General features: G+C 69.8%; 28 protein-coding genes and 2 pseudogenes. 11 read left to right on the top strand and 19 right to left on the bottom strand.

The features are described 5' to 3' along the window. Positions 1-59: 59 nt before the first annotated feature. The 5 genes from AB0I06_RS24115 to AB0I06_RS24095 form a co-directional block, all read right to left on the bottom strand. Positions 60-584, bottom strand: a complete 525-nt coding sequence (locus tag AB0I06_RS24115) for a GNAT family N-acetyltransferase (protein ID WP_363120921.1) — start codon at positions 582-584, stop codon at positions 60-62. A gap of 16 nt (positions 585-600) precedes the next feature. Next, positions 601-1251 carry a UdgX family uracil-DNA binding protein gene (locus AB0I06_RS24110; RefSeq protein WP_363120920.1) on the bottom strand — a complete coding sequence of 217 codons (651 nt, stop codon included), beginning with the start codon at positions 1249-1251 and terminating at the stop codon, positions 601-603. Positions 1252-1320: 69 nt separating this feature from the next. Then, the gene (mqnE, locus tag AB0I06_RS24105; protein WP_363120919.1) at positions 1321-2484 is read right to left on the bottom strand and encodes an aminofutalosine synthase MqnE; all 1164 of its coding nucleotides are present in this window, start codon (positions 2482-2484) and stop codon (positions 1321-1323) included. 38 nt (positions 2485-2522) lie between these two features. Beyond that, a complete protein-coding gene (locus AB0I06_RS24100; protein WP_031141000.1) occupies positions 2523-2978 on the bottom strand; it encodes an Lrp/AsnC family transcriptional regulator in 456 nt (151 codons plus the stop codon). A gap of 56 nt (positions 2979-3034) precedes the next feature. Continuing rightward, on the bottom strand, positions 3035-3697 hold the full coding sequence (locus AB0I06_RS24095; RefSeq protein WP_363120918.1) for a UbiX family flavin prenyltransferase: 663 nt from the start codon (positions 3695-3697) through the stop codon (positions 3035-3037). A 115-nt stretch (positions 3698-3812) separates the two neighbouring features. Between AB0I06_RS24095 and AB0I06_RS24090 the strand changes: the two genes are divergently transcribed. After that, positions 3813-4415, top strand: coding sequence for a rhomboid family intramembrane serine protease (locus tag AB0I06_RS24090; protein WP_363120917.1), 603 nt, complete (start codon positions 3813-3815; stop codon positions 4413-4415). Here the strand turns inward: AB0I06_RS24090 and mqnP are convergent. Together mqnP and AB0I06_RS24080 are read right to left on the bottom strand one after the other, a co-directional pair. Next, positions 4405-5307 carry a menaquinone biosynthesis prenyltransferase MqnP gene (gene mqnP, locus AB0I06_RS24085; RefSeq protein WP_363120916.1) on the bottom strand — a complete coding sequence of 301 codons (903 nt, stop codon included), beginning with the start codon at positions 5305-5307 and terminating at the stop codon, positions 4405-4407. The two genes, AB0I06_RS24090 and mqnP, sit on opposite strands and share 11 nt — an antisense overlap. Then, on the bottom strand, positions 5304-6755 hold the full coding sequence (locus AB0I06_RS24080) for a menaquinone biosynthesis decarboxylase (protein ID WP_352098968.1): 1452 nt from the start codon (positions 6753-6755) through the stop codon (positions 5304-5306). Before AB0I06_RS24080 ends, mqnP begins: the two co-directional genes overlap by 4 nt. Positions 6756-6822: 67 nt before the next feature. Between AB0I06_RS24080 and AB0I06_RS24075 the strand changes: the two genes are divergently transcribed. The 3 genes from AB0I06_RS24075 (at position 6823) to AB0I06_RS24065 (ending at position 8209) form a co-directional block, all read left to right on the top strand. Beyond that, positions 6823-7143, top strand: coding sequence for a PLD nuclease N-terminal domain-containing protein (locus AB0I06_RS24075; protein WP_363120915.1), 321 nt, complete (start codon positions 6823-6825; stop codon positions 7141-7143). Between the two features lie 119 nt (positions 7144-7262). Then, positions 7263-7868 (top strand): DUF6232 family protein, encoded by a 606-nt coding sequence (locus AB0I06_RS24070; RefSeq protein WP_363120914.1) that lies wholly within the window; start codon positions 7263-7265, stop codon positions 7866-7868. Beyond that, positions 7865-8209, top strand: a complete 345-nt coding sequence (locus AB0I06_RS24065) for a hypothetical protein (protein WP_363120913.1) — start codon at positions 7865-7867, stop codon at positions 8207-8209. The genes AB0I06_RS24070 and AB0I06_RS24065 overlap by 4 nt, the downstream gene beginning before the upstream one ends. A gap of 1 nt (position 8210) precedes the next feature. Here AB0I06_RS24065 and AB0I06_RS24060 read toward each other — a convergent pair whose 3' ends face one another. Then, the gene (locus AB0I06_RS24060; RefSeq protein WP_363121047.1) at positions 8211-8324 is read right to left on the bottom strand and encodes a DUF397 domain-containing protein; all 114 of its coding nucleotides are present in this window, start codon (positions 8322-8324) and stop codon (positions 8211-8213) included. Beyond that, entirely contained in the window at positions 8272-9231 is a 960-nt protein-coding gene (locus tag AB0I06_RS24055; RefSeq protein ID WP_363120912.1) for a helix-turn-helix transcriptional regulator, read from the bottom strand. The genes AB0I06_RS24060 and AB0I06_RS24055 overlap by 53 nt, the downstream gene beginning before the upstream one ends. 105 nt (positions 9232-9336) lie before the next feature. On the opposite strand from AB0I06_RS24055, the pseudogene AB0I06_RS24050 reads away from it, so the two are divergent. After that, positions 9337-9699 (top strand): annotated as a pseudogene (locus tag AB0I06_RS24050) (hypothetical protein); the annotation flags it as partial. 261 nt (positions 9700-9960) lie between these two features. Here AB0I06_RS24050 and AB0I06_RS24045 read toward each other — a convergent pair. After that, complete coding sequence (locus AB0I06_RS24045; protein WP_363120911.1) at positions 9961-10374, bottom strand: DUF6281 family protein; 414 nt, start codon at positions 10372-10374, stop codon at positions 9961-9963. 131 nt (positions 10375-10505) lie between these two features. On the opposite strand from AB0I06_RS24045, the gene AB0I06_RS24040 reads away from it, so the two are divergent. Further along, positions 10506-11246 (top strand): MerR family transcriptional regulator, encoded by a 741-nt coding sequence (locus AB0I06_RS24040; RefSeq protein WP_363120910.1) that lies wholly within the window; start codon positions 10506-10508, stop codon positions 11244-11246. Between the two features lie 178 nt (positions 11247-11424). Further along, positions 11425-12822: a condensation domain-containing protein gene (locus tag AB0I06_RS24035; protein ID WP_363120909.1), complete on the top strand. Its 1398-nt coding sequence runs from the start codon at positions 11425-11427 to the stop codon at positions 12820-12822. Positions 12823-12887: 65 nt separating this feature from the next. Here the strand turns inward: AB0I06_RS24035 and AB0I06_RS24030 are convergent, their stop codons facing one another. The 7 genes from AB0I06_RS24030 to AB0I06_RS24000 form a co-directional block, all read right to left on the bottom strand. Further along, positions 12888-13544: a hypothetical protein gene (locus tag AB0I06_RS24030; RefSeq protein ID WP_363120908.1), complete on the bottom strand. Its 657-nt coding sequence runs from the start codon at positions 13542-13544 to the stop codon at positions 12888-12890. Next, entirely contained in the window at positions 13534-13749 is a 216-nt protein-coding gene (locus tag AB0I06_RS24025) for a hypothetical protein (protein WP_363120907.1), read from the bottom strand. The genes AB0I06_RS24030 and AB0I06_RS24025 overlap by 11 nt, the downstream gene beginning before the upstream one ends. Positions 13750-13889: 140 nt before the next feature. Further along, entirely contained in the window at positions 13890-14972 is a 1083-nt protein-coding gene (gene ccsB, locus AB0I06_RS24020) for a c-type cytochrome biogenesis protein CcsB (protein ID WP_363120906.1), read from the bottom strand. Beyond that, on the bottom strand, positions 14969-16714 hold the full coding sequence (locus tag AB0I06_RS24015) for a cytochrome c biogenesis protein ResB (protein WP_363120905.1): 1746 nt from the start codon (positions 16712-16714) through the stop codon (positions 14969-14971). Before AB0I06_RS24015 ends, ccsB begins: the two co-directional genes overlap by 4 nt. 3 nt (positions 16715-16717) lie before the next feature. Continuing rightward, entirely contained in the window at positions 16718-17491 is a 774-nt protein-coding gene (locus AB0I06_RS24010; RefSeq protein WP_363120904.1) for a cytochrome c biogenesis protein CcdA, read from the bottom strand. Positions 17492-17504: 13 nt separating this feature from the next. Beyond that, a complete protein-coding gene (locus AB0I06_RS24005; protein WP_363120903.1) occupies positions 17505-18152 on the bottom strand; it encodes a TlpA disulfide reductase family protein in 648 nt (215 codons plus the stop codon). Between the two features lie 66 nt (positions 18153-18218). Continuing rightward, positions 18219-19514 (bottom strand): polysaccharide deacetylase family protein, encoded by a 1296-nt coding sequence (locus tag AB0I06_RS24000; RefSeq protein WP_363120902.1) that lies wholly within the window; start codon positions 19512-19514, stop codon positions 18219-18221. 304 nt (positions 19515-19818) lie between these two features. Here AB0I06_RS24000 and AB0I06_RS23995 point away from each other — a divergent pair, with 304 nt between their 5' ends. After that, a complete protein-coding gene (locus AB0I06_RS23995) occupies positions 19819-20394 on the top strand; it encodes a CGNR zinc finger domain-containing protein (protein ID WP_363120901.1) in 576 nt (191 codons plus the stop codon). Positions 20395-20603: 209 nt separating this feature from the next. Further along, entirely contained in the window at positions 20604-21227 is a 624-nt protein-coding gene (locus AB0I06_RS23990; RefSeq protein ID WP_363120900.1) for a LysE family translocator, read from the top strand. Positions 21228-21289: 62 nt separating this feature from the next. Here the strand turns inward: AB0I06_RS23990 and AB0I06_RS23985 are convergent, their stop codons facing one another. Further along, complete coding sequence (locus AB0I06_RS23985; RefSeq protein ID WP_363120899.1) at positions 21290-21988, bottom strand: histidine phosphatase family protein; 699 nt, start codon at positions 21986-21988, stop codon at positions 21290-21292. Next, positions 21985-23301 (bottom strand): glutamate-1-semialdehyde 2,1-aminomutase, encoded by a 1317-nt coding sequence (gene hemL / locus AB0I06_RS23980; RefSeq protein WP_363120898.1) that lies wholly within the window; start codon positions 23299-23301, stop codon positions 21985-21987. The genes AB0I06_RS23985 and hemL overlap by 4 nt, the downstream gene beginning before the upstream one ends. 509 nt (positions 23302-23810) lie before the next feature. Here hemL and AB0I06_RS23975 point away from each other — a divergent pair. Then, entirely contained in the window at positions 23811-24248 is a 438-nt protein-coding gene (locus AB0I06_RS23975; RefSeq protein ID WP_003974483.1) for a hypothetical protein, read from the top strand. Between the two features lie 56 nt (positions 24249-24304). Continuing rightward, positions 24305-24475 (top strand): annotated as a pseudogene (locus AB0I06_RS23970) (MFS transporter); the annotation flags it as partial. Between the last annotated feature and the right edge of the window lie 222 nt (positions 24476-24697).

Genomic DNA, 24697 nt, shown 5'->3' with positions numbered 1-24697 from the left:
ACGCACCCAAAGGGGCACCGTCCAGTGAAGCACGCCGGGCGGCCGGTCCCGCACGGGGGTCAGGCCAGGGGCAGCAGCATGATGACGTCGTCCCGGTCCTCCCCGGGTGCCACCCGGATGGCTCCGGGGACCCGCCCGACCTCCTTGTAGCCGCAGGACGCGTAGAACCGCTCGAGGCCGAGACCGCCCCGGCAGGTCAGCCGGATCGCCTCGATCCCGTCCATGCGCCGGGCCGCGTCGGCGGCGGTGGCCAGCAGCTCGCGACCGCAGCCCTTGCCCTGGTGGCGCGGATGCACCATCACCGTGTACAGCCACAGCCAGTGGGTCATCAGGTGGTGCGTGTTGAACGTCAGGAACGCGGTCGCCGCGACCCGCCCCTCCTCGTCGTGCCCGGCGAGGAGTTTGACGCGCCCCTCCGCCATCGCCGCGAAGTGCTGCACCAGCGCGGGGCGGATCTCCTCCCGGGTCACCGGCGGCACGTATCCGACGGCGCCCCCGGCGTTGGAGACATCGGTCCACAGATCGAGCAGGCCGTCACGCAACGCGGGGGTGACGGCGGGCTCCAGCGTGAAGGTAAGGGGCATGTCGCGATTGTAGCTATTACGCCAAGGCGTCCGCCGCGACCTTCAGGTCCGACACCAGCCCCCGGTAGGCCGCCTCCCGGTCGTCGGAGCGCAGCACCGAAGAGGGATGCACGGTCGGCACCAGCCGCTCCGGCCGCCCGTGGATCTCCTCCTCCAGCACCGTGCCGCGCACCTGCGTGACCCGGAAGGAGGACCCGAGCAGCGCCTTTCCGGCGGTGGCTCCGAGCACGACGATCAGCTCCGGCTCCACGACCGCGAGCTCCGCGGCGAGCCAGGGCCCGCACGCGGCCGTCTCCCGCAGGGTCGGCGCCTTGTGGATCCGCCGCTTGCGCGGCTCGGCCTGCGTGAACTTGAAGTGCTTCACGGCGTTGGTGACGTAGGCCTCGGAGGGATCGATGCCGGCTTCCGCCAGGGCCCGGTCCAGCAGCTTCCCGGCCGGCCCCACGAACGGCTTCCCCTGCCGGTCCTCCTGATCCCCGGGCTGCTCCCCCACGAGCATGACCCGGGCGTCCGTGCTCCCGTCCCCGAAAACCGTCTGCGTGGCGTCCCGGTGCAAGGGGCACCCCCGGCACTCGGCAGCGGCCCGCCGCAGAGCGGCAAGCCCACCGCGACCGGGAACAAAGGGTTCAGCGGTGTAGGCATCCTCAGGTGCCTCGGTCCTGCCCATGCCCGCCGGGTACCCCACCCAGGGGCGCGGGGAACTGCGCGACCAGCCCCCACACACCGAAAGCCGCCATCACACCCGCATGGCCTGCGGCGCCTCGCGAAGCAAGGGGTCGGGCCCCTCATACTCCCGAATGATCTCGTACCGAGTGTTCCGCTCCACCGGCCGGAACCCGGCATCCCGGATCAGATCGAGAAGATCCTCACGCGTCAGCTTGTTCGGCGTCCCGTAGTTGTCCGCGTCGTGCGTGATCTTGTACTCGACGACCGACCCGTCCATGTCGTCCGCACCGTGCTGAAGCGCGAGCTGTGCCGTCTGCACCCCGTGCATGACCCAGAACACCTTCACGTGCGGCACGTTGTCGAACAGCAGCCGCGACACGGCGAAGGTCTTCAGCGCCTCCGCGCCCGTCGCCATCTGCGTCCGCGCCTGAAGGCGGTTGCGCACCTTGCCGTCCTGCATGTCGACGAAGTCGTGCTGGTACCGCAGCGGGATGAAGACCTGGAAGCCGCCGGTCTCGTCCTGGAGCTCGCGCAGCCGCAGCACGTGGTCCACCCGGTGCCGGGGCTCCTCGATGTGCCCGTACAGCATCGTGCACGGGGTCTTCAGACCCTTCTCGTGCGCGAGCCGGTGGATGCGGGACCAGTCCTCCCAGTGGGTGCGGTGGTCCACGATGTGCTGCCGGACCTCCCAGTCGAAGATCTCGGCGCCGCCGCCGGTCAGCGACTCCAGACCGGCGTCGATCAGCTCGTCGAGGATCTCCGACGCGCTCATCCCCGAGATGGTCTCGAAGTGGTGGATCTCCGTGGCCGTGAAGGCCTTCAGCGACACGTTCGGCAGGGCGGCCTTCAGCTCCCGCAGCGAGCGCGGGTAGTACCGCCACGGCAGGTTGGGGTGCAGCCCGTTGACGATGTGCAGCTCGGTGAGGTTCTCGCCCTCCATGGCCTTGGCGAGCTTGACGGCCTCCTCGATGCGCATCGTGTACGCGTCCTTCTCCCCCGGCTTGCGCTGGAAGGAGCAGTACGCGCAGGAGGCCGTGCACACGTTGGTCATGTTGAGGTGCCGGTTGACGTTGAAGTGCACGACGTCGCCGTTCTTGCGGGTGCGCACCTCGTGCGCCAGGCCGCCGAGCCAGGCCAGGTCGTCCGACTCGTACAGCGCGATGCCGTCCTCACGGCTCAGACGGACACCCGCCCTGACCTTCTCCTCCAGCTCGCGCTTGAGCCCGAGATCCATGCCCACACCTTTCTACGACGACGTCCCTTACCGTACGACTACTCCTCTTCGGGAAGTTCCCCGACCCGGTTCTCCCACTTCGTGGAGAGCACGATCGTCGTACGCGTGCGGGAGACGCCCTCGATGCCGCTGAGCCGCCGGATCATCTTCTCCAGGCCGTCCACGTCGGCCGCCCGCACCTTGAGCATGTACGAGTCCTCACCCGCGATGAACCAGCAGTCCTCGATCTCCGAGAGGTCCTTGAGACGCTGCGCCACGTCCTCGTGGTCGGTGGCGTCGGAGAGCGAGATGCCGATGAGGGCGGTGACGCCGAGGCCGAGCGAGGCGGCGTCGACGGTGGCCCGGTAGCCGGTGATGACCCCGGCCGCCTCCAGCCGGTTGATGCGGTCGGTGACGCTGGGTCCCGACAGTCCGACGAGGCGTCCCAGCTCCGCGTAGGAGGCCCGGCCGTTCTCCCTCAGGGCCTGGATGAGCTGCCTGTCCACCGCGTCCATTGCGATCGAAGCCTTCCGCTGAAGTTGTCTGTGGTCGGATGAGGTTGGGGTGCTGCTCAGCCGTCGCGGTGCGCGCCGCCGCCGAGCTCACCTTGCCAACGGCGGTAGAGCCCGTGCGGCACGCCCGCCGCGTCGAGTACGCGTCCGGCGACGAAGTCCACCAGGTCCTGGATGTGTGTCGCGCCCGCGTAGAAGGCGGGTGAGGCGGGCAGGACCGTCGCGCCCGCGTCGTCCAGGGTGACCAGGTGCCGCAGCGTCTGGCCGCTCAGCGGGGTCTCGCGTACGGCCACGATCAGCTTGCGTCCCTCCTTGAGGGTCACGCTCGCCGCCCGCTGCAACAGGTCCTTCGACAGCCCGAGCGCGACCCCCGCCACGCTCGCCGTCGAGGCGGGCACGATCAGCATGCCCTTGGTGGGGTACGACCCCGAGGAGGGCCCGGCGGCCAGGTCCCCGGCGCTCCAGTGCCGTACGGCACCGATGTCGACGGAGAAGGAGTGCGGCTTGCCGTCGGCACCCCGGGACAGCCATTCCCGCAGGTCGTCCTGCCAGTGAGCGTCCCGGAAGGCGATCCCGGTCTCGTCCAGGAGGGTGAGCCGGGACGCCCGGGACACCACGAGGTCGACGCTCTCGCCGGCGGCGAGGAGGGCACGCAGCACAGCAGCGGCATACGGGGTGCCGGAGGCCCCGGACACCCCTACGATCCAAGGCGTACGCGGCATCTCGCCTGGCTTGACTGGGTTCACAACACCGAGCCTATCCGGCGTCACAGGGTGGGAACCGGCCCAGGGGTACGGGCCGTTGCCCGGAGGGGACGAGCGAGCACTGGGGGTTGCCATGTCGGATGCCGGAGCCGGGTGGACCAGAGGCGACCGCGCGCTGGCCGCGGGGAAGCTGATGGCGGCCTGGATCGCGCTGTTGTGGCTGCTGGAAGCGGTGGACGCGGTGACGGGGCACGCCCTGGACCGCTTCGGCGTCACCCCGCGCGAGCCGTCGGAGCTGGTCGACGTCGTCCCGTCGGCGTTCATCCACTTCGGCTTCGCGCATCTCGCGGCGAACACCCTGCCGCTGCTCGTGCTGGGCTTCCTGGCCGCGCTCGCGGGGATCCGCCGCTTCCTGCTGGTGTGCGCACTGGTCGTCGTCGCCGACGGCCTGGGCGTGTGGCTGATATCCCCGGACGGCACCAACACCGCGGGCGCCTCCGGCCTGATCTTCGGCCTGTTCGGCTTCCTGCTGGTCAGCGGCTTCGTGGAGCGCCGCCCGCTGGGGATCGCCGTCGGCGTCCTGATCGCCTCGGTCTGGGGCGGGTCGATCCTCGCGGGCCTGGCCCCGACGCAGACGGGCGTCAGCTGGCAGGGCCATCTGCTGGGTCTGCTGGCGGGCGTGGCGGCGGCGTTCGTGCTGGGCCGCCGCCCCGCGCCGCCCGCTCTCACACGGTGAGGCCGCGCACCAGCAGGTCCAGCAGCGCGCACACGAACAGGGCGATGCCGATGAAGCCGTTGACGCTGAAGAACGCGCGGTTGACGCGGGACAGGTCGTGGGGGCGGACGATGGAGTGTTCGTAGAGGAACGCGGCGGCGACGATCAGCAGGCCCAGCCAGAAGAAGGCTCCGGCGCCGGTCGCCAGGGCGTACCAGACGAACAGGGCCGTCGTCAGCGCGTGGCAGACCCGGGCGCCCCAGATCGCCGACGGGATGCCGAAGCGCGCGGGGACGGACATGACGCCGATCTCGCGGTCGGTCTCCACGTCCTGGCAGGCGTAGATCAGGTCGAAGCCGCCGATCCAGATGCCCACGGCGAGACCCAGTATCACCGCGTCCCAGGACCACTCCCCCGTGATCGCCAGCCAGCCGCCGATCGGGCCCATCGCCTGGGCGACACCGAGGATGGCCTGCGGGAAGTTCGTGAACCGCTTGCCGTACGGGTAGACCACCATCGGGATCACCGCGATGGGGGCCAGCGCCAGGCACAGCGGGTTCAGCAGGGCGGCGGCGCCGAGGAAGACGGCCAGCGCGATCAGCGCGCCCGTCCAGGCGTGCTTCACCGACATCGCGCCCGTCACCAGCTCGCGCTGCGCCGTGCGCGGGTTCCGGGCGTCGATCTCCCGGTCGATGATCCGGTTGACCGCCATCGCGAAGGTGCGCAGGCCCACCATGCAGACGGTGACCAGCAGCAGCCGGCCCCAGTGGATGTTCCTGTCCCACTGGAACATCGCGGTGAGCGCGGCGATGTAGGCGAAGGGCAGCGCGAAGACCGAGTGCTCGATCATCACCAGCCGGAGGAAGGCCTTGGTGCGTCCCGGCTGCGGGATCGCGGCGGAAGCGGAGGTCACAGGCCGTACTCCTTCCAGCGGCGGTCCACCTTCGCCGCCGTCTCCGGGTCGGACTCCACCATGTCGGGCCAGCCGCCGTCGCGCGTGTAGCCCTCCTCGGGCCACTTCTTCGTCGCGTCGATTCCGGCCTTGCCGCCCCAGAACTGCTGGTAGGAGGCGTGGTCCAGGTGGTCGACGGGGCCTTCGACGATGCTCAGGTCCCGGGCGTAGTCCGTGTTGCCCAGCGCCCGCCAGGCCACCTCGTGCAGATCGTGCACGTCGCAGTCGGAGTCGACGACCACGATCAGCTTGGTCAGCGACATCATGTGGGCGCCCCAGATGGCGTGCATGACCTTCTGCGCGTGCTTCGGGTACTTCTTGTCGATCGAGACGATCGCGCAGTTGTGGAAGCCGCCCGCCTCCGGCAGGTGGTAGTCCACGATGTCCGGCACGATGATCTTCAGCAGCGGCAGGAAGAAGCGTTCCGTCGCGCGGCCCAGCGGTCCGTCCTCCGTCGGGGGCCTGCCCACGACGATCGACTGGAGCAGCGGCCGCTTGCGCATCGTGACGCAGTCGATCTTCAGCGCCGGGAAGGGTTCCTGCGGCGTGTAGAAGCCGGTGTGGTCGCCGAACGGCCCCTCGGGCAGCATCTCGCCCGGCTCCAGCCAGCCCTCGATCACGACCTCGGCCTGCGCGGGCACCTGGAGCGGGACGGTCTTGCAGTCGACCATCTCGATCCGCTTGCCGGCGAGGAACCCGGCGAACAGGTACTCGTCGATGTCCCCGGGCAGCGGCGCGGTCGAGGCGTAGGTGACGGCGGGCGGGCACCCGAAGGCGATGGCGACGGGCAGCCGCTCCCCACGCCTGGCCGCCACCTGGTAGTGGTTGCGGCTGTCCTTGTGGATCTGCCAGTGCATGCCGATGGTGCGCTTGTCGTGGCGCTGGAGCCGGTACAGCCCGAGATTGCGGACACCGCTCTCCGGGTCCTTGGTGTGGGTCAGCCCCAGGTTGAAGAACGACCCGCCGTCCTTCGGCCACGTGAACAGCGCCGGAAGCTGATCCAGGTCGACATCGTCCCCGGTCAGGACGACCTCCTGCACCGGGCCGTCCTTCACCTTCTTCGGCGGCACGTGGGTCATCGCGCCGAGCTTGCCGAAGGCCTCGCGCACACCGACGAAGCCGTGCGGCAGCTCGGGCTTCAGCAACCCGCCGATCCGCTCGGTGATCTCCGCGTACGACTTCAGGCCCAGGGCCTTCAGCAGCCGCCGGTCCGTGCCGAACACGTTCATCGCGAGCGGCATGCTCGACCCGCGCACGTTCTCGAAGAGCAGGGCGGGGCCGCCGGACTTCTGCACCCGGTCGACGATCTCCCCGACCTCCAGGTACGGATCCACCTCGGCCTTGATGCGCTTGAGGTCGCCCTCGCGCTCCAGCGCCCTGAGCAGGGAGCGAAGATCGTCGTAAGCCATGGGGTCCAGTATCCCCGAGCGGCTACCCTGGCCTGGAACCGCCCACCGCTTTGCTGAGAGGCCGCGCATGCTCCGGGTACTGATGTTCCTCGTGCCGCTGGCGCTGAGCGTGTACGCGTTCATCGACTGCATCAGCACCAAGGACGACGACATCCGCCACATGCCCAAGCCGCTGTGGGCGATCCTCGTGCTGCTGTTCCCGCTCGTCGGGTCGATCTCCTGGCTGATCGCCGGCAAGAAGCGCAGCCCCGCCGCCGACGGCTGGTCCGGGGCCCGGGGCGGCCGCTCCCGCCAGTGGGTCGCCCCCGACGACAACCCCGACTTCCTGAAGTCCCTCGACGAGGACAAGAAGAAGGACGACGACCCCAGGCGCCCCGACGAGTCCTGACCCGTCCGGTCCCCCGCCCGGTTCGTGAAATCACTTGCCCTGGGGACACGCATCGTCGTCAATGGTGTTCACGCAGTCACGGCTGCCACATCGCACCCGCCGGCGCTCAGGGGGATCACATGGAGACACAGCAGCCACCGGGCCAGTACGACGTGCCGCCCCCGCCCGCCACGCCGCCCCGTTCCGTCACCGACGTCGAACTGCGGGTCGCCAAGGGGCTGTTATGGGTGGGCGGCGCGGCCTACCCGCTGCGCAACATCGCCCGGGTGTACACGTTCACCCTCCACCCCCGGCGCAAGGAGGCGGTCATCCGCTTCCTCGCCCGCACCGGGATCATCCTGGCCGTGGCGGTCGGTCTGTCGATCATCGCCGGCCTGACCGTCCTCGCCGACGAGTCCACGGCCGGCGGGCTCCTCGTCTTCGTGTGGCTCATCGCGGGCGCCGCGCTCATCTACTTCTTCGTCGACATGCTGTCCGTGCTCACGGCCCCGTCGCACTACGTCCTCGCCGTCGAGACGGCCGGCCCGTCCACGGCGATGGTCACCAGCCACAACCCCCAGCACCTGGACCAGCTCGTGGGCTACGTCGCCGGCGCGCTGGAGAACCCCGACACCGAGTTCCGGGTGACCGTGGAGCGGCTCACGATCAGCTCGCCCACGAACTACTACTTCGGCGACAACGTCAACATGTACGGCGGCAACGGGAACGTGGGGATCGCGGCGTGAGCGGCAACAACTACTACTACGGCGACAACGTCACCATGCACGGCGGCAGCGGCAACACGGGCATCGTGAGGAACGGCACGGGCGGCGACCCCGACCCCGCCCTGCGACTGGCCCTCGCCGAACTCCTCCAGGGGGTGCGCGAGTTGCGCGAGCAGCTGCCGCAGCCCAGCGTGCAGCTCATCGACGAGTCGCTGCCGGTGCTGGCCGCGGACGCGGCGCCGCCGGCCGAGCGGCACCGCGCGCTGATGGCCGTCGCCGCGATCGCCGCGGCCGTCGGGGCGGTGGGGCAGCCGGTGGCGGAGGCCGCGAACCGGGTCCTTCAGATGCTGAGCGGGCAGTAGGTCAGCGCACGGAACCGATGAACGCCGACCAGGCGGACCGGCCGACGACCAGGACCGGTCCGTCAGGGTTCTTGCTGTCGCGCACGGGGACGGTTTCGGGGAAACCGGGGGCTATTTCGATGCAGTTGCCGCCGTTGGCGTCGCTGTAACTGCTCCTGACCCACTTCGCCGCGCTGAGTTCGGGCTTCTTCATGATGCTCGTACCTCTCCATCGCGTCGCTGATCAGAGCGGCGGACTCGGGGGCTGACGGAGCGTCCGCCCTGAGCACATCATAGGAGTGGCTGTGGCGGGCGTAGAGGGCTGGATCGTCGTTGAAGTGCCCACGGTCCAGGGACTCCGAGTAGACCCACCGGTGGCCATCCGGCAGCTCGATCAACGACATCGAGCCACTGGGGCGGAACAGCCCGAGCCGGTCAGCGGGAGCCACCTGAATGCGAATGTTGGGTCGCCGCCCGACGTCGAGCAGGTGCGCGCACTGGTCTCTCATCACGCCCGGGCCGCCGATCACATTGCGCAGGCAGCTCTCATCGAGGACGACGAGGTACAGCGGGCCTCCCCCGGCAAGGAAGCGCTGCTGGCGGCTCAATCGGGCTCGCACCCTGTCCTCCAGCTCCTCGCCGCTCACAAGCCGTGAGAACAGCGCCCGGGCGTAGTCCGCGGTCTGCAACAAACCCGGCATGACACGCTCCTGATACTCCCGAAGGGTCACCGCCTCCTCGTCCATCTCGGCGCGGCGGCGGAACCAGTCGGGATGCTCCACCTGCGGGTACCAGTCGATGCGGCCCCACAACCGGAGCAACACCCCGCCCGTTCCCAGCAGTTCGTCACAGGTCTTGGCGAACGTGTCCTGCGGCACCCTCGTGCCCGCCTCCACCCGCGCCACGTGCGAACGGTCGCAGGGGATCTGCCGCGCCAACGCCTCCTGCGTGAGCAGCGCGGCCTCGCGGAAATGCCGCAGCACCTCCCCGAACACGGCCGCCGTGCTCGCCCCCGACTCCGCCCCGCCATTGCGTCGGCTCACGGCTTCCCCCTCCGTGACAGTGCACCGGTGTCACACGCAAAGCATTGATCCGGACCGTTCCCCTGCGCAACGCTCACTACACCCAGAGTGACGGAGGTGCGCGGAATGGAACCGGGAACGCTCGTCTACGACCTGCTGACGAACAAGGTCGGCGAGTACCAGGACAGGACCGGCCCGTATGTGATGCTGCGCCCGGTCGGCGGCGGCCGGGAGTGGCAGGCGGATCCGGAGAAGATCAGGCCGGCGACGCCGGACGAGCGGCTGAGCGCGGGAGTGCGGGCGGTCAACGACCGGTCCAGGGACGGGCTGTCGGCCGACCCGGCACGGCCTCCGCTGCCGGTACGGGGGTGCGCGGCGTGCGCAGAACTCGCCCTGCGGCGGGACCGGGCGCGCGCGGCGTTCGACGGCAGTGCCGTGACGGACGCGAACGTGCTGCTGCGCCAGCACCAACGGGCGGAGCACGGTGGGGAGTCGGCCGGCCGCAGGGTCTTCCGGTACGTGCCGTACTCGATCGTGCAGGACGCGTCGGCCCAACCCGAGTACGAGGCGTTCTGCGTCTCCGGTGAGGAGGAGGACTGCGGGGCGGGCTCGGGCCCGTGCCTGGCGCCCGGCGAGGTCGAGGAGTGGCAGCGCAGGCACACCCAGGAGACGAGGCACCTGCGCTACCGCCGCAGTTTCGCCGACTACGCGGTGCTGGAGCGGCAGGGCTGACGCCCCGCCCGGTGCCCGTCAGGAACGGTCGGTCATCTTCCGCAGCTCCGGCGGGAGTTCTCGGACGGACTCGGCGACGACGAGACGGTACGCGCCGGGGTCCTCGGCCACCGCGACGGCGACGGCCGGATCCACCCCCCGCACGGCGAACGCCGTCATCAGGGCCGGGCCCTCTCCGTCGTCGCCGTCACCGGGGGTGTCGTCGCACGCCGGGCGGGTGGCGCTGCCGAGCGACTCCCCCACCGGGATGTCCGTCTCCTCGCGGCCCAGGTACCTGCGGCTGTCGTACTCGACGACGTACGCGCAGGACGCCTCGGCGCGCCCGCCGCCGTCCGCGGACGTCACCGTGCAGCCCACCGGGAGTGAGAGCAGGGTCGCCGCGAGCAGCGCCCGTGCGGGGCCTTGGTCGACGCGTGGGAGTGACGCCTTCATCGGTGAGCCTCCTTGGGGAGCGTGCGCTCCGGCGGGGTTGATACGCGACGAAGACGTGGGGGGCTACGGATCGGTTCAGCTCCCGGGCGAAGCGGTCGTCCATCCCTTCGAGTTTCGTAACCTTCACACCGATGACGAACGACCGTCGCCTCCGTTCCGTCGACCTGGCCCGGCTGGCCGGTGTCTCGACGCAGCAGATCCGCAACTACGAGGACGCCGGTGTGCTGCCACCGGCGGCGCGGACCGCGTCCGGCTACCGCGTCTTCGGGGAGGTGCACCGCGGCGCGCTGCTGGCGTACCGGGCACTGATGCGGGGGTACGGGCCGGTGACGGCCACCGCGATCATGCGGACCCTGCACGAGGGGGACGTCCCCGGCGCGCTCGCCCTCCTCGACGCCGCCCACGCCGCCCTGCACGAGGAGCGGGTGTCACTGCGGGCGGCGAGCGAGGCCCTGGAGCTGCTGGCGGCCGGGCCGCCCGCCCCGCTGCCGCGTTCGGGCGGACTGCGCATCGGCGAGGTGGCGGCGCTGCTGGGCGTCCGCACGTCCGCGCTGCGGGTGTGGGAGGGAGCCGGGCTGCTCACGCCGGGGCGCGAACGCGGGACGGGCTACCGGACCTACGCACCGGCCGATGTGCGCGACGCCCGGCTCGTGCACACCCTGCGCCGCAGCCACTATCTGTTCGACCAGATCAGGCCGGTGCTGGAGGGGCTGCGGCGGGAGGGCGGCAGCACGGCGCTGCACGCGGCGGTGACGGCCCGCGGCGAGGCGCTGACGGCCCGCACCAGGGCCATGATCGAGGGCGCGGGCGCCCTGCACGCGCATCTGGAGTCCCTCGAAGCGGACGGTTGCGATCGCCAAGCCACGCGGTGACACCGGGCCTCTGATCTGAGGAATCGGCCCACACGTCAACGCCGCACCCCGCTCGGGGCCCGTATCACCGTTCGAGGAGCCATCCGTTCCACGGAAAAGTGGCGACACCCGGTGTGGGCGGTGGCTCCGTCGTCATTCCCTTGGTCGGGTCTGTCCCATCTGCGAACGGAGACGCCTCGTGCGAATGACTGACATCCAGCGTTGCGACGTCCGGCCCGGACGACTCGTCGAATGGACGCTCAGTCCGGCGACCGTCGCGACGGCCAAGGCCCTGCCGGAGGACTCCAGGCCGCCCGCCTACATCCAGGAGTCGCACCTGCGCACGGCGCGGACCGTGCGCGAGGACGGCCTGTTCGTGCCGACCTGGATCGGCGCGGCCTTCGACCTCCCGGGCCGGGCCGACCTGGACGCGCTCGGTGAGGCGCTGCGCGACTGGACGCTGCGGCACGAGACGCTGCGCAGCGGCTTCCGCTGGGCGGGCGGCCCCGGCGATTCGCTGCGCCGCTTCACCCTCGACGCCGACGCCGTGGCCCTGCACCGCGAGGACGGCGGGGAGTTCACCGACCCGGCCGAGCTCGCCCAGCACCTCCAGGACCGCTTCGACACCACGGCGGACGCGCTGCGCTGGCCCAACCTCATCTACACGGCCGTCGTCCGGGACGACTCCACCAGCGTCTACATGGCCTTCGACCACAGCAACGTCGACGCCTTCTCCATCTACCGCATCCCCGCCGAGATCCATGAGCTGTACGCCGGGCACCTCGCGGGACGCACCTCGCAGCAGCCCCCCGTCAGCAGCTATGTCGACTTCTGCGAGGCCGAGCGGGCGAACGCGGACCGCATCGACGCCGACCACGAGATCGTCGCCCGCTGGCGGGAGTTCATCCGCCGCTGCGACGGGCGGCTGCCGAGCTTCCCGGTCGACCTCGGGCTGGATGCCGGGGGCGGGCTGCCGGCCCAGAAGCTCATGCGCGAGATGCTCGTGGACGCGGAGACCGCCGCCGCGTTCGAGGCGTACTGCCGCCCCTACGGAGGCTCCCTCGTCGGCCTCCTCGCGGCGACGGCCCTGATCGTCCACGAGATCGGCGGCGAACCCGTCTACCGCACGGTGGTGCCCTTCCACACCCGGGCGAAGTCCGCGTACTCCGACTCCGTGGGCTGGTACGTCGGGGGCGCCCCCATCGAGGTGCCCGTCGCCGGGACCCCCGACTTCCCCGACGTGCTGAAGACCGTACGGGCCGCCCTGCACGCCAACCGGCCGCTCGCGCGCATGCCCCTGGCCCGCGTACTGCGCCTGCTCGGCGCGGACTTCCGGCCCACGTCCCCCGACATGTACTCCATCGTGTCCTTCGCCGACGCCCGCGACACCCCCGACTCCGCCCTCTGGACCGAGCGCAACGCCTACGGCCTGATCAGGGTCTCCTACGGCGACCAGGTCTGCACCTGGATCACCCGCCTCCACGAGGGCCTGTGGTTCGCGGCCCGCTACCCCGACACCGACGTCGCGCACAAGAACCTGCGGCTGTACACCGAACGCCTGCGGGACATCGTGACCGGCACGGTCCGCCGCCCCTAGCCGGGCGGAACACGATGATGCCCTGCCCGGACACACCGAGCAGGGCGTCGCAGCGCGGGGAGCGGCTACTCGCCGCGACCCTTGAGGTACTCCTCGACCACATCGGGATTGCGCCTCATCGCCGCCAGCAACTGACCGCGCCGATAGCGATTGCGCCCCTCCTCGACGCGCTTCTCCCAGCCCTCACGGCCGTCGGCCAGCCGTTCGTCGATCAGGAACTCGATGACGTCCTCGATACAGGGCCTGAAGCGCCTTCCCCCTACCGGGATGTGAAGCTTGTCCAGGGACCGCTTGTGATCGTTGTTCCTGTTGAGCGCCTCCAGCGCGGGCGACGTGCCGTACACCTGGACGTGCGCGCTGGCGTACTTGTCCTTCTCCCGTTCGTAGTCCCAGTGGATCAGACAGGTTTCCAGAGCCTCATCGGTGAAGATGCCGCAGTAGGACGAATGGACCGTCAAGAAGTCGCCCTCGTCATCGAGGCGAACCTGGAACGAGAGGTTCATCCAGGACCGCGGCTTCTTCTGGTCGATGCGGAGCGGGAAGGCTGTCGGTTGGGTGGGATTGGCAGCGGACAGGCCGTGTCCGAGAGTGAAGACAGGACCGACCGCGGAACGCGGGCGCAGCACGGCGGTGATCCGCACATGCTGGCACACGGTCCCGTTGAGGGTCTCCTGTAACTCCCTGGCGAACTTGTAGGCCTGTTTCGACAGGTCAGAGATCAACCGTGCCGCCGATGGACACCCACAGAGCATGCGCCTGCGACGAGGTGAAGTTCCCCTCCTTCGCCTGCTCTTCGAGCTCGGCGTAGGTGAGTCCGAGCTCGTCCAGGGCTCGCTGCGCGGCAGCCCGGTAGTCGGCGTCGGACACGACGATCACGATGTCGTCCTCGTGGTCCGAAATCGCCCGCTCGTCAATCGTCACACTCATCGTCTACCCCCCAGACGGTTGTGGCGTGCTGCGTGACCTACACAGCATCGCGTATTCAACCGCTCGCCGACAGTTACATACCCCGGATGGCTGAACTTACTGACCGGCAGGGCTTGTCGTCGCACACCTGTCGGGAGGGCTCAGACGCCCGCGTAGGAGTGCTTGCCGGAGACGAAGATGTTCACGCCGTAGTAGTTGAACAGCCAGCAGCCGAAGGCGATCAGGGCCAGGTAGGCGGCCTTGCGGCCCTTCCAGCCGGCCGTCGCGCGGGCGTGCAGGTAGCAGGCGTAGGCGACCCAGGTGATGAAGGACCAGGTCTCCTTCGGGTCCCAGCCCCAGTAGCGGCCCCAGGCGTCACCGGCCCAGATGGCGCCCGCGATGATCGTGAACGTCCACAGCGGGAAGACGGCCGCGTTGACGCGGTAGGAGAACTTGTCGAGGGAGGCGGAGGACGGCAGCCGCTCCAGGACGGAGGTCGCGAAGGTGCCGGGCGTGCCGCCGCTCGCGAGCTTGCTCTCGTAGGAGTCCTTGAACAGGTACAGGATCGTGCCGACCGCGCCCACGTAGAAGACCGCGCCGCAGAAGATCGCCGTCGAGACGTGGATGTACAGCCAGTACGAGTGCAGCGCCGGGACCAGCTGGTCGCTGGCGGTGTACAGGACCGTGACCGCCAGGCCCAGGTCGAGCAGGACCGAGGTGATCAGGAACAGGCCGAGCCAGCGCACGTTCTTCTTCAGGGCCAGCAGACCGAGATACACGCCGACCGCGACCGTGGAGAACGTGATGTTGAACTCGTACATGTTGCCCCACGGCGCGCGCTCCACCGACAGGGCGCGGGTCAGGACACCGCCGAACTCGATCAGGAAGGCGAGCACCGTGAGGGAGATGGCGATCCGGCCGTACAGGTCGCCCTGTTCGTCCCCGCCGTGCGCCCCGGGCCCGTCGGGCACGTCGCGCTGACCGGACGCGGCCCGCACGGTGACCTTCGGCCGCTCCAGCACGGCGGTGCCGCCGGCCTGGTTCACGGTGACGGCCGGCGCCGCCTTCTTGGCGTCCGCCTTGCTGGTGAGCGCGGCGGCGGTCCGGGCGACCTTGCTGCGGCTGCCGAAGAGCCATTCGGCGATGTACGCGAAGAAGGCCAGGGTGTAGACGGCCATCGCGGAGTAGATCAGCACATTGCTGATGTTCGCGAGGTTTTCGTTCGTGGCGGCGGCGAGCGTCACTGCTTCTCAGCCCCTTCGGCAGGTACGGGGGTTGCGGTACCCGGCTCCGGGTCGGTGTCGGGGGAATCGGTGGGGTCGTCCGGGCCGGGCGCACCCGGGGCCTGCTCGTACAGGGCCCCGGCGAGGTCGCCCAGTTCCTCGGGGACCTTGGCGGACTCACTGCGGCCGAGGCCGGCCATCTCGACGACGGTGACGCCGTCGGAGCCCTTGACCGCGCGCACCCAGACGCGGCGGCGCTGGATGAACAGGGATCCGGCGAGGCCGCCGATCGCGGCGAGGGCACCGGCGAGGGCCCAGCCGCTGCCGGGCTGCTGGACGACCTGGAAGCCGGCCCACTCCTTGATGTCCTTGCCGAAGGTGACCGAACCGGCGCCGTTCGGGAGCTTCATGGTCTCACCGGGCTTCAGCAGCTTCTTGAACAGCTTGCCCTGGGAGTCCTTGAACTCCTTCATGTTGCTGCGGTCCATTTGGTACACGCTCTGCGGGATGCCGGAGTCGGCCCCCAGGTCGCCGTGGTAGGCGGACAGCGCGAGCAGCGGATTGTCCAGCGCGGGGAACTGCGACAGCATCGTGCCGCTGGCGGAGCCGCCGAACGTCGGCACGAAGAACGCGTTGAAGCCGAGCTGTTCCTTCTTGCCCTGGGCGTTGCGGTAACCGTCGAGGACCTTGACGACACCGGAGGAGGTGACGTTGGCGTCCAGCGGCAGCAGCGGTACGGCGTCGTCGAAGACGACCTTGCCCTTGCCGTCCCGGACGGTGATCACCGGGGCGTAGCCGTGGCTGACGAGGTAGACCTTGGAGTCGCCGATCTCCAGCGGGTGGTTGACCTCGACGGTGTCGTGCTCGTCCTTGCCGTAGGCGCCCGTGCTGTAGGTGATGTCGGCCTGGTAGACGCGCGGGGTGCCCTTGTTGGGGCCGGTGCGCTCGTAGGTGCCGGTGAACTTCTTCAGGTTGAAGCTGAAGGGCACCAGGTCGTCGGAGGTGAAGAGGTTGCCGGACTTGAAGTCGTCGTACTGGGTGAGGGTGTTGGAGAAGCCGTCCCCCTCGACGACCAGCTTGTTGCCCTCGGACTTGTACAGCTGGCCCCAGGCGAAGGCGACCAGCATCACGATCAGGGCGATGTGGAAGACGAGGTTGCCCACCTCGCGCAGGTAGCCCTTCTCGGCGGCGACGGCGTCCCCGGTGAGGTGGGCGCGGAAGCGGCGCTTCCTCAGCAGGGCCAGGGCGGCCTCGCGGACCTGCTCGGGTTCGGCCGTGGTGCGCCAGGTGGTGTGGGCGGGCAGCCGGTTCAGCCGCCGGGGCGCACCGGGCGGCAGGCCGCGCAGCTGGCCGACGAACTGCCAGGTGCGGGGCACGATGCAGCCGATGAGGGAGACGAACAGCAGGATGTAGATCGCGGAGAACCACACCGAGCTGTAGACGTGGAACATGCCGATCTTGTCGTAGACGTCCGCGAGGGCCGGGTGGGCCTTGCGGAAGTCGGCGACCTTCGTCTCGTCCTGACCGGACTGCGGGATGAGCGAGCCGGGGATCGCGCCCAGGGAGAGCAGCAGGAGCAGCAGCAGGGCGACCCGCATGGAGGTCAGCTGCCGCCAGAACCAGCGCACCCAGCCGACGACGCCCAGGGCGGGGAGGTGGGGCGCGTCCTCCTTGGGGGCGGTGGACAGCTGGGAGCCGGCGTCGCCCAGCTCCTGGTCCTCGGCGGCGGACGGGGCCGGGTCGGAGGCGGTGGTCTTGCTCATCGATCAGATCCCCACAGTGAAGCCGTCGGACCAGACCTGCATCTCCTGCACGATGCGGTCCCAGGCGCCGGTCAGCAGGAGCAGACCGGTCACGATCATCATGGTGCCGCCGACCCGCATCACCCAGACGTAGTGGCGCTTGATCCAGCCGAAGGCTCCGAGGGCCTTGCGGAAGGCGACCGCGGCGAGCACGAAGGGCACGCCCAGGCCCAGACAGTACGCGACGGTCAGGACGGCACCGCGTCCGGCGCTGCCCTGATCGGAGGAGAGGGCGAGCACGGAGGCGAGGGTGGGGCCGATGCAGGGCGTCCAGCCGATGCCGAAGAGCGCGCCGAGCAGGGGCGCGCCGGCCAGCCCGGCCACCGGCTTGCGGTGGAGGCGGAACTCGCGCTGGGTGAACCAGGGCATCAGGCCCATGAAGAAGACGCCCATGAGGATCATGAGCACGCCGAGCACCTTGGACAGGACGTCCTTGTGCTCCTGGAGGGTGGCGCCGAAGTAGCCGAACAGCGCCCCGGAGGAGACGAACACGGCGGTGAAGCCGAGCACGAACAGCGAGGCGCCCGCGACCATGCGGCCGCGCCGCGCCTCGGCGAGGTCGGTGCCGGCGACCCCCGTCACATAGGACAGGTAGCCGGGCACCAGCGGCAGCACGCAGGGCGAGAAGAAGGAGACGAGTCCGCCGAGCAGCGCGATCGGCAGAGCCGCCAGCAGGGCGCCCTTGAGCACCGTGCCGTTGGGGTCCGCCACCGCGGCGAGGGTGGTGACTGCGCTCACGTCCCGGCTCCGCTCACTTCTCGGCGACGACCGGCTTGAGCATCTTCAGCAGCCGTTCCTCGCTGAGCGCCGACAGCGAGCGGGCCGCGATCCTGCCGTCCCGGTCGAGGATGAGCGTGGAGGGGATCGCCTGCGGGTTGAGCGTGCCCTTCTTGAAGCGCAGCAGCAGCTTGCCGGTGGGGTCGTAGAGGCTGGGGTAGGTGATGTCCCAGTCCTTCTCGAAGGCGAGGGCCGCGCCGGTGGAGGTGTCCCGGGTGTTGATGCCGACGAACTGCACACCCTTGCCGGCGTACTCCTTGGAGACCTTCGCGAAGTACTTGGCCTCGGCACGGCAGGGGTTGCACCAGGAGCCCCAGACGTTGAGGACGACGACCTTGCCCTTGTAGTCGGCGACGTCGAGGGTCTTGCCCGCGATGGTCTTGCCGGACAGGTCGGGTGCCGGGGTGCGCTTGCCCTGCGCGACGGTGGCGACGCCGTCGGTGCCGGTGACGAAGTTGGTGTTCCCGCCCCCGCCGGAGGTGCCGCCGGAGCCGCACGCGGAGACGAGCAGCGCGGTCGCGGCGAGGCCGGCGGTCAGGGCGGCGTGACGGCGGACACGTCGGGTGCGCCCGGTGGCACGGGCCGTGCGGTTCGAACGCGGGGGGGCGCTGGCAGCACTCATGTGAAAAGTTTCGCATGCCCGTTCTGGGGGTCTCGCCCACCCCCCTTGCGGGCGGAAAACCGCATTTCAGGCAGCGTTTCCGGAGGCCTTCCCGCCCGGCTCGGGGGCCTGCCGGGTGAACTCCCGCCAGCCACCGGCGGGCTGCTGTCCGACGCCCAGCGTGCGGAGCCTGTCCAGCACCTCGGGCTTCTGCGCGTCCAGCCAGTCGGTGAACTGCCGGAAGGAGACGAGACGCACATCCGCGCCCTTCTCCTTCTCGCGCGCGATGTACTTGAAGGCCTCCTCGACGGCGTCCATGTAGATGCCGCCGTTCCACTGCTCGAAGTGGTTGCCGATGAAGAAGGGCGCCCGATTCGTCTCGTATGCCCGCTTGAATCCCTGGATGTACGCCTGCGCCGACTGCTTCCGCCAGCCCGGGTAGTTGTGGGCGGGGGCCTTCGTGGTGGCGAGGGACTGGTTGGCCAGCATGTTGTAGTCCATCGACAGGACCTCGAAGCCACGGCCGGGGAAAGGTATCTGCTGCAAGGGCAGGTCCCATATGCCCTGACGCTTGCGGGGCCAGACCTGAAGGCCGCCGGGCGAGGAGGCGTCGTAGCGCCAGCCGAGCTCACGGGCGGTGGGCAGCAGGTTGTCCTGGCCGAGCAGACAGGGCGTACGGCCGCCGACGAGCTCCTTGTCGTAGTCGAACGGCAGCGGCGGCAGGTCGGTCCAGCCGGTGTTGGTGCGCCACTCCTTGACGAAGGACTTCGCCTGGTCGATCTCGCTGCGCCACTGCTGCGGGGTCCAGTTCTTGACCGAGCCGTGGGACTCGCCGCAGAAGTGCCCGTTGAAGTGGGTGCCGATCTCGTGGCCCTCCAGCCAGGCGCGGCGGACGTTCTTCAGCGTGTCCTTGATGTGCGCGTCGGTGAGGTAGCCGATGTCGGAGGCGCCGCGCGGGTTGTTCGGCGGGTCGTACAGGCGCTTCTTCGACTCGGGCAGCAGATACAGCCCGGACAGGAAGAAGGTCATGCTCGCGCCGTGCTCCTTGGCCAGGTCCAGGAAGCGCGGGAAGAGGCCGTTGCCGACCTCGCCGGCGCCGTCCCAGGAGAACACGACGAACTGCGGGGGCGTCTGACCCGGCTCCAGCGGCTCAGGCATGGCGGGCTGGTGGGGCTGCTTGCCGGTGTGGGCGGTGGAGCCGTCGCCGATGGGGCGGGCGGCGGGCTTGGACTTCGGCTTCGATCCGCCCCGCACGGAGTCACCGCCGGAACCGTCGGCGCGGCCGGAGTCGTCCGACCCCGTGAGACCGCCGCAGCCGGCGAGCGAGACGGCGGCGGCTCCCGCGCCGATTCCGAGCATTCCCCTGCGGGAGAGAGCGCGCATGGCATCCCCGATTCGTACGTCGTGCTGGTCACCCAGTGAGAGGACGTGACGAACGAAGAGGTTCCGCTGAAATGCGCAGATTCCGTAACGAAGCAGTCGTAAGCGATCAGAAGGGGCCGAACCATAGGCGCCTGGACGCCTTCGCTCCTGCCGAACGCCCCGCGCGGGGCACATCCGCCCCCGCCGACCACTCCGGCGACGAGCCCGCGAGCTTACGCGCTTCCCGCCGCTCCCCGGGCCGGCCGGTCCCCATTGAATCCGACTTATGCTGGCGCCGCAGGCGACAACCGGCTGAGGAGGTTCCATGGCGGTCGCACAATTCCCCGAGTTCCGTCTGGGCAAGGTGCTCGCGACCAGCTTCACGGGAACCCTGTCGGAGCGTTACGGCGAGGCGCTGGAGCGCATTCCTGTGCCGTCCCGGCTCGCGGACTGGCTGGACATCCATGGACTCGCCGTCGACTCCTGCGACCACTCCCAGCTCGACCAGGCCCGGGAGCTACGGGAATCGATTCACGCAGCCGCCACCGCCGTCGCGAACCAGGACGCGCTTCCCTCTTCGGCTGTCCGAGTCATCAATGACTTCAGTGTTCAGGGACGCACCTCGGCGATCTTGACGCCCGAGGGCAAGCGGGAATGGAGGCTGGCTTCCGCTTCCGTGGAAGACGCGCTCAGCGTGGTCGCCGCCGATGCGATCAGCCTCCTGGCGGGAGAACGAGAAGGAAGAATCTCGTTGTGCGCGTCGCCGACGTGCCGAGCCGCCTTCTTCGACACCAGCCGCGGCCACACCCGCAGATGGTGCGACATGAACACGTGCGGCAATCGCGAGAAAAAGGCACGCTTCCTCGCCAACAAGCGCAACCGGTCAAGCCTTTCCGGCTGACCGTGCCATCCGATTCGCCGGTCTCGCCGCCGCACTGCCGGGTACCTGGAACCACCTCAGGTGGTTCCATCCCGACCGGGAGGTCTCATGACACTCTCCAAGGCCGGCACCGGGTGCTCGCGCCCCGCCGACGGCAGCCCAGCGTGCAGTGATCGCGATCGGCACGGCGGAGTGCGCGCACGCGACGCCAGGTCTGGAGGTCGCTGACCATGGTGGATCTGACGGTGCTGCCGGGCTACGTGGCAGTGATCCTGCTCTTCCTCGGTCCCCCCGGGCCCGATATGGCCTACATGCTCGCAGTGGGCCTCGAAGGCGGTCGCCGGGCTGCGGTGAAAGCCATCCTCGGCATCGGAACCGGCATGAGCGTCTACGCCGCCGCCGTGGTCGCCGGCTTGGGAGAAGTCGCGCGATCGTACCCCTTGGCACTGGACACGCTCAGGATTCTGGGTGCCGCGTATCTCCTGTGGCTGGCATACGTGACGATGCGTCACGCACGTCGCGCGATCAGCGAGAACAGTGAGGTCACGGCCGGGCGCTGGTATCTGCGAGGCGTCTTCGTCAGCATCACGAATCCGAAGATCATTCTCTTTTTCCTCGCGGTGCTCCCGCAGTTCATCGGAAGCGCGGACAACCCGTCATCGCAGATGGCGATGCTTGGCGCGATCAACGTTCTGATGGAAGTGATCCTGTACGGATGCATCGGAGTTCTGGCGGGATTCTTCCACGCGCGTCTTGTCGACTCGGCCAAAGCAACGACCGTGCTGAACTACGTCGCGTGCACGGTGTATGTCGCACTGGCCGGGACGATCTTCGGCGAGATCCTGCTGGCCTGATCGTCACCGCACGGCAGGGCCCGCGGGCCGGCCGCTCCGGCAGCCGGCCCGCGGGCCACGCGCTACGCGCCGAAGGCCTTGTTCTGGCCCTTCACCGGCTTCGCGCCGGCGAGGAGGTGGGCCGGGACCAGATCGCGCGCCGGTTCGCTGTAACCGACGGAGACGATGCGGTCGCCCTGGTACGTGAAGGTCGTCAGCGAGGCCAGCGTGCACTGGCGCTTGCGCGGGTCGTGCCACAGGCGGCGGCGCTCGACGTACGACCGGACGATCCAGATGGGCAGCTGGTGGCTGACCACGACCGCCTCGTGCCCGCGGGCCCGGTCCTTCGCCGCGCCCAGCGCGCTCATCATGCGGACGACCTGGTCGACGTACGGCTCACCCCAGGACGGCCGGAACGGGTTGACCAGGTGCTTCCAGTTGCCGGGCTTGCGCAGCGCCCCGTCCCCGACCCCGAACGTCTTGCCCTGGAAGATGTTCTCGGCCTCGATCAGCCGCTCGTCGGTGGCGAGGTCCAGCCCGTGCGCCTTGGCGATCGGCTCGGCCGTCTCCTGCGCCCGCTCCAGCGGCGAGGCGACGACATACGTCACATCGCGGCCGGACAGGTGCTCGGCGACCCGGTCGGCCATGCGGCGGCCCAGGTCGGAGAGGTGGTAGCCGGGCAGACGGCCGTAGAGGACGCCGTCCGGGTTCGCGACCTCGCCGTGCCGCATGAGGTGAACGACGGTGATGTCCTCGCCGCTGTCGTTCTTCCGCTCGCTCATGCCGTCGCCTCCGCCGCCGCACGGGCCGCCGCCGGGAGGGCGTCGGCGATCCGCTCCACGGCCCGTTCGTCGTGCGCGGTGGACACGAACCAGGACTCGAAGGAGGAGGGCGGCAGGTAGACGCCGTCGGCGAGCAGCGAGTGGAAGAACGCGGTGAAGCGGAACGACTCCTGCGCCTTGGCGTCCTCGTAGTTGCGCACGGGCCGGTCGGTGAAGAACACCGAGAACATGTTGGAGGCGGTCTGGAGCCGGTGCGCGACGCCCTCCTTGGTGAGCGCCTCGGTGACCAGCCCCTGGATCTCCTTCGACACGGCGTCGACCTTCGCGTACGCCGCGTCGTCGAGGAGCCGCAGCTGGGCGAGTCCGGCCGCCGTGGCGACCGGGTTACCGGAGAGGGTGCCGGCCTGGTAGACCGGCCCGGCCGGGGCGAGGTGGGCCATCACGTCCGCCCGCCCGCCGAAGGCCGCGGCGGGGAAGCCGCCGCCCATGACCTTGCCGAAGGTCATCAGGTCCGGCACGACGCCGTCGACCCCGAACCACCCGGCGCGGCTGGTCCGGAAGCCGGTCATGACCTCGTCGGAGATGTACAGGGCGCCGTTCTCGGCACAGAGGTCCTTCAGGCCCTGGTTGAACCCGTCGGCGGGCGGGACGACGCCCATGTTGCCCGGGGAGGCCTCGGTGATCACACAGGCGATCTCGCCCGGGTGCGCCCGGAAGGCCTCGCGGACGGCGTCGAGGTCGTTGTACGGCAGCACGATGGTGTCGCCGGCCTGGGCACCGGTGACGCCCGGGGTATCGGGCAGCGCGAAGGTCGCGACACCGCTGCCGGCCGCCGCGAGCAGCGAGTCGACGTGCCCGTGGTAGCACCCGGCGAACTTGACCACCTTGCTGCGCCGCGTGAAGCCGCGCGCGAGCCGGATCGCCGACATGGTCGCCTCGGTCCCGCTGGACACCAGCCGCACCTGCTCCAGCGGCGCGACCCGGGCGACCATCTCCTCGGCGAGCGCGACCTCGCCCTCGCCGGGCGTGCCGAAGGACGTGCCGCGCGAGACGGCGTCCTGGACGGCGGCGATCACCTCGGGGTGGGAGTGCCCGAGGATCATGGGCCCCCAGGAGCAGACGAGGTCGACGTACTCCCGCCCGTCCGCGTCGGTCAGATACGGCCCGGTGCCGGACACCATGAACCGCGGGGTGCCGCCGACGGCTCGGAAGGCCCGCACCGGCGAGTTCACGCCGCCGGGCGTGACGGCCTCCGCGCGGTCGAAAAGAGCCTGCGAGGCCGGTGCTTCATACGGATATGCCAGTTCACTCATGACCTGCGACTTCTCCGACCTTCTCCGACGTTGTCGGGCTCCGGGTGTCAGTGACCTGTTCAGGGTAGGCCAGGGGGCCGTGCGGACGGGGCGTGGGACAACCGGCCCCCCGCTCGCCGTCGTCTGCGAGACTGGTACCTGATACACACAGCTCGTACGGCCCGGGGTGGCCGGAGCCTGCGAGGATCCTGCGGTCAGATGTTTCAGCGCACGTTTCGGCGGGCGGCCGTGGGGGAGGTCACTGACACGATGATCGGGTTGCGCGGCGGGGGCGACGCGTTCTGGAAAAGCAGTCGGGTGGAGATATGCATCGCGGTGGCGGACTGGGCGAGGGGACCGATGACCTGGGTCCTCGACGTGCCCGGCGGGGAAGGCACCGGCGCGAGGCGGAGGACGCTCAGGAGCCGCGTCAGACACCGGGTTCACCGAGTGAACCGGAGCGGGTCACCGGACGTACTGAACGTCGATTGGACGATCTTCGGACCGGGAGCAGCGGGAATGGTGGTCGGGTGGGGGTGACGTACAAGTACTTCGGCGCGCCCGACGGCGCCACCGCCGCCCGCGTCCCGATCTCGATGCGCCCCGAGGAGCTCGGCGGCGACGAGCTCGGCATGAACGGCATGTTCACGAAGATCAAGCCGGAGACCATGGCGGCGATGGTCCTCACGGGCATCGAGGGCGTCCCGCTGCACAAGGTCCCGCCGCTGGAACTGGTCGTGCTGCACCCCGACTACGCGGTGGTCAAGCTCCCCATGACGGTGGTCGACCCCCTGCGCGGCATCGGCGAGGAGGCGGTGGGCGCGGCGGCCTTCATCTGGTCGACGGTCCCGGACCGCGGCGGCCCCCGCGACGCGTTCAACGTCTACCAACTGCTGCACGAGTGGCAGGACTTCTCGCATCGGCTTCATGAGGCGGGGCATCAGCCGTATTGCCTGGTGTGGCCCTGAGCTGGGGTTTCGTTTGATGCGGGCGGGGTCTTCGGGCCTCGCCCTTTTCAGTGCCCTCGGCGGCCGAGCGTGCCGGGCTGCCGCCGTCCGAGATCGACGCCGTCGCGGACTCCTACGTCTCCGCGCAGCTGAACGGCCTGAAGGCGGCGATCCTGGCCACCGGCGGCATCGCCCTCGCCGGTTTCCTGGTCACACCGCACCTGCCGACCGCCCGGGAAGGCCGTCGCGGGCAGCCGGACGCCGAGGCCCCGGCCGGAACAACGGGATCGACGCGCTGAGTTCGGGGAGAGTCACCGGTGTCCAGGACTACGACCGGCCCGGGCGGGTGGGCCGGACACCGAGGGACTTCCGGCTCACCGCCACGACGGAGCCGATGGATCACCCGTGGGGGGTGAGCCGATCATCGGGCGGCAGGCGTGACCCTGGAGCGGTCAGGTGCTCGCCCACTG

It is taken from the genome of Streptomyces sp. NPDC050674, assembly GCF_040654575.1.
Lineage (GTDB): Bacteria > Actinomycetota > Actinomycetes > Streptomycetales > Streptomycetaceae > Streptomyces.
Note: the sequence above shows the minus strand (reverse complement) of the source record. Positions and strands in the feature narration are given on the sequence as shown.

Excerpts from the sequence above, each read along its gene's own strand:
- AB0I06_RS23990 (WP_363120900.1), top strand. The coding sequence starts at position 20,604 with ATGGTGGATCTGACGGTGCTGCCGGGCTACGTGGCAGTGATCCTGCTC.
- hemL (WP_363120898.1), bottom strand. The coding sequence starts at position 23,301 with ATGAGTGAACTGGCATATCCGTATGAAGCACCGGCCTCGCAGGCTCTT.
- AB0I06_RS24110 (WP_363120920.1), bottom strand. The coding sequence starts at position 1,251 with ATGGGCAGGACCGAGGCACCTGAGGATGCCTACACCGCTGAACCCTTT.
- AB0I06_RS24115 (WP_363120921.1), bottom strand. The coding sequence starts at position 584 with ATGCCCCTTACCTTCACGCTGGAGCCCGCCGTCACCCCCGCGTTGCGT.
- AB0I06_RS24095 (WP_363120918.1), bottom strand. The coding sequence starts at position 3,697 with ATGCCGCGTACGCCTTGGATCGTAGGGGTGTCCGGGGCCTCCGGCACC.
- AB0I06_RS24040 (WP_363120910.1), top strand. The coding sequence starts at position 10,506 with ATGACGAACGACCGTCGCCTCCGTTCCGTCGACCTGGCCCGGCTGGCC.
- AB0I06_RS24090 (WP_363120917.1), top strand. The coding sequence starts at position 3,813 with ATGTCGGATGCCGGAGCCGGGTGGACCAGAGGCGACCGCGCGCTGGCC.
- AB0I06_RS24075 (WP_363120915.1), top strand. The coding sequence starts at position 6,823 with ATGCTCCGGGTACTGATGTTCCTCGTGCCGCTGGCGCTGAGCGTGTAC.
- AB0I06_RS23985 (WP_363120899.1), bottom strand. The coding sequence starts at position 21,988 with ATGAGCGAGCGGAAGAACGACAGCGGCGAGGACATCACCGTCGTTCAC.
- AB0I06_RS24070 (WP_363120914.1), top strand. The coding sequence starts at position 7,263 with ATGGAGACACAGCAGCCACCGGGCCAGTACGACGTGCCGCCCCCGCCC.
- AB0I06_RS23995 (WP_363120901.1), top strand. The coding sequence starts at position 19,819 with ATGGCGGTCGCACAATTCCCCGAGTTCCGTCTGGGCAAGGTGCTCGCG.
- AB0I06_RS24015 (WP_363120905.1), bottom strand. The coding sequence starts at position 16,714 with ATGAGCAAGACCACCGCCTCCGACCCGGCCCCGTCCGCCGCCGAGGAC.
- AB0I06_RS24045 (WP_363120911.1), bottom strand. The coding sequence starts at position 10,374 with ATGAAGGCGTCACTCCCACGCGTCGACCAAGGCCCCGCACGGGCGCTG.
- AB0I06_RS24025 (WP_363120907.1), bottom strand. The coding sequence starts at position 13,749 with ATGAGTGTGACGATTGACGAGCGGGCGATTTCGGACCACGAGGACGAC.
- AB0I06_RS24000 (WP_363120902.1), bottom strand. The coding sequence starts at position 19,514 with ATGCGCGCTCTCTCCCGCAGGGGAATGCTCGGAATCGGCGCGGGAGCC.
- AB0I06_RS24100 (WP_031141000.1), bottom strand. The coding sequence starts at position 2,978 with ATGGACGCGGTGGACAGGCAGCTCATCCAGGCCCTGAGGGAGAACGGC.
- AB0I06_RS24005 (WP_363120903.1), bottom strand. The coding sequence starts at position 18,152 with ATGAGTGCTGCCAGCGCCCCCCCGCGTTCGAACCGCACGGCCCGTGCC.
- AB0I06_RS24080 (WP_352098968.1), bottom strand. The coding sequence starts at position 6,755 with ATGGCTTACGACGATCTTCGCTCCCTGCTCAGGGCGCTGGAGCGCGAG.
- mqnE (WP_363120919.1), bottom strand. The coding sequence starts at position 2,484 with ATGGATCTCGGGCTCAAGCGCGAGCTGGAGGAGAAGGTCAGGGCGGGT.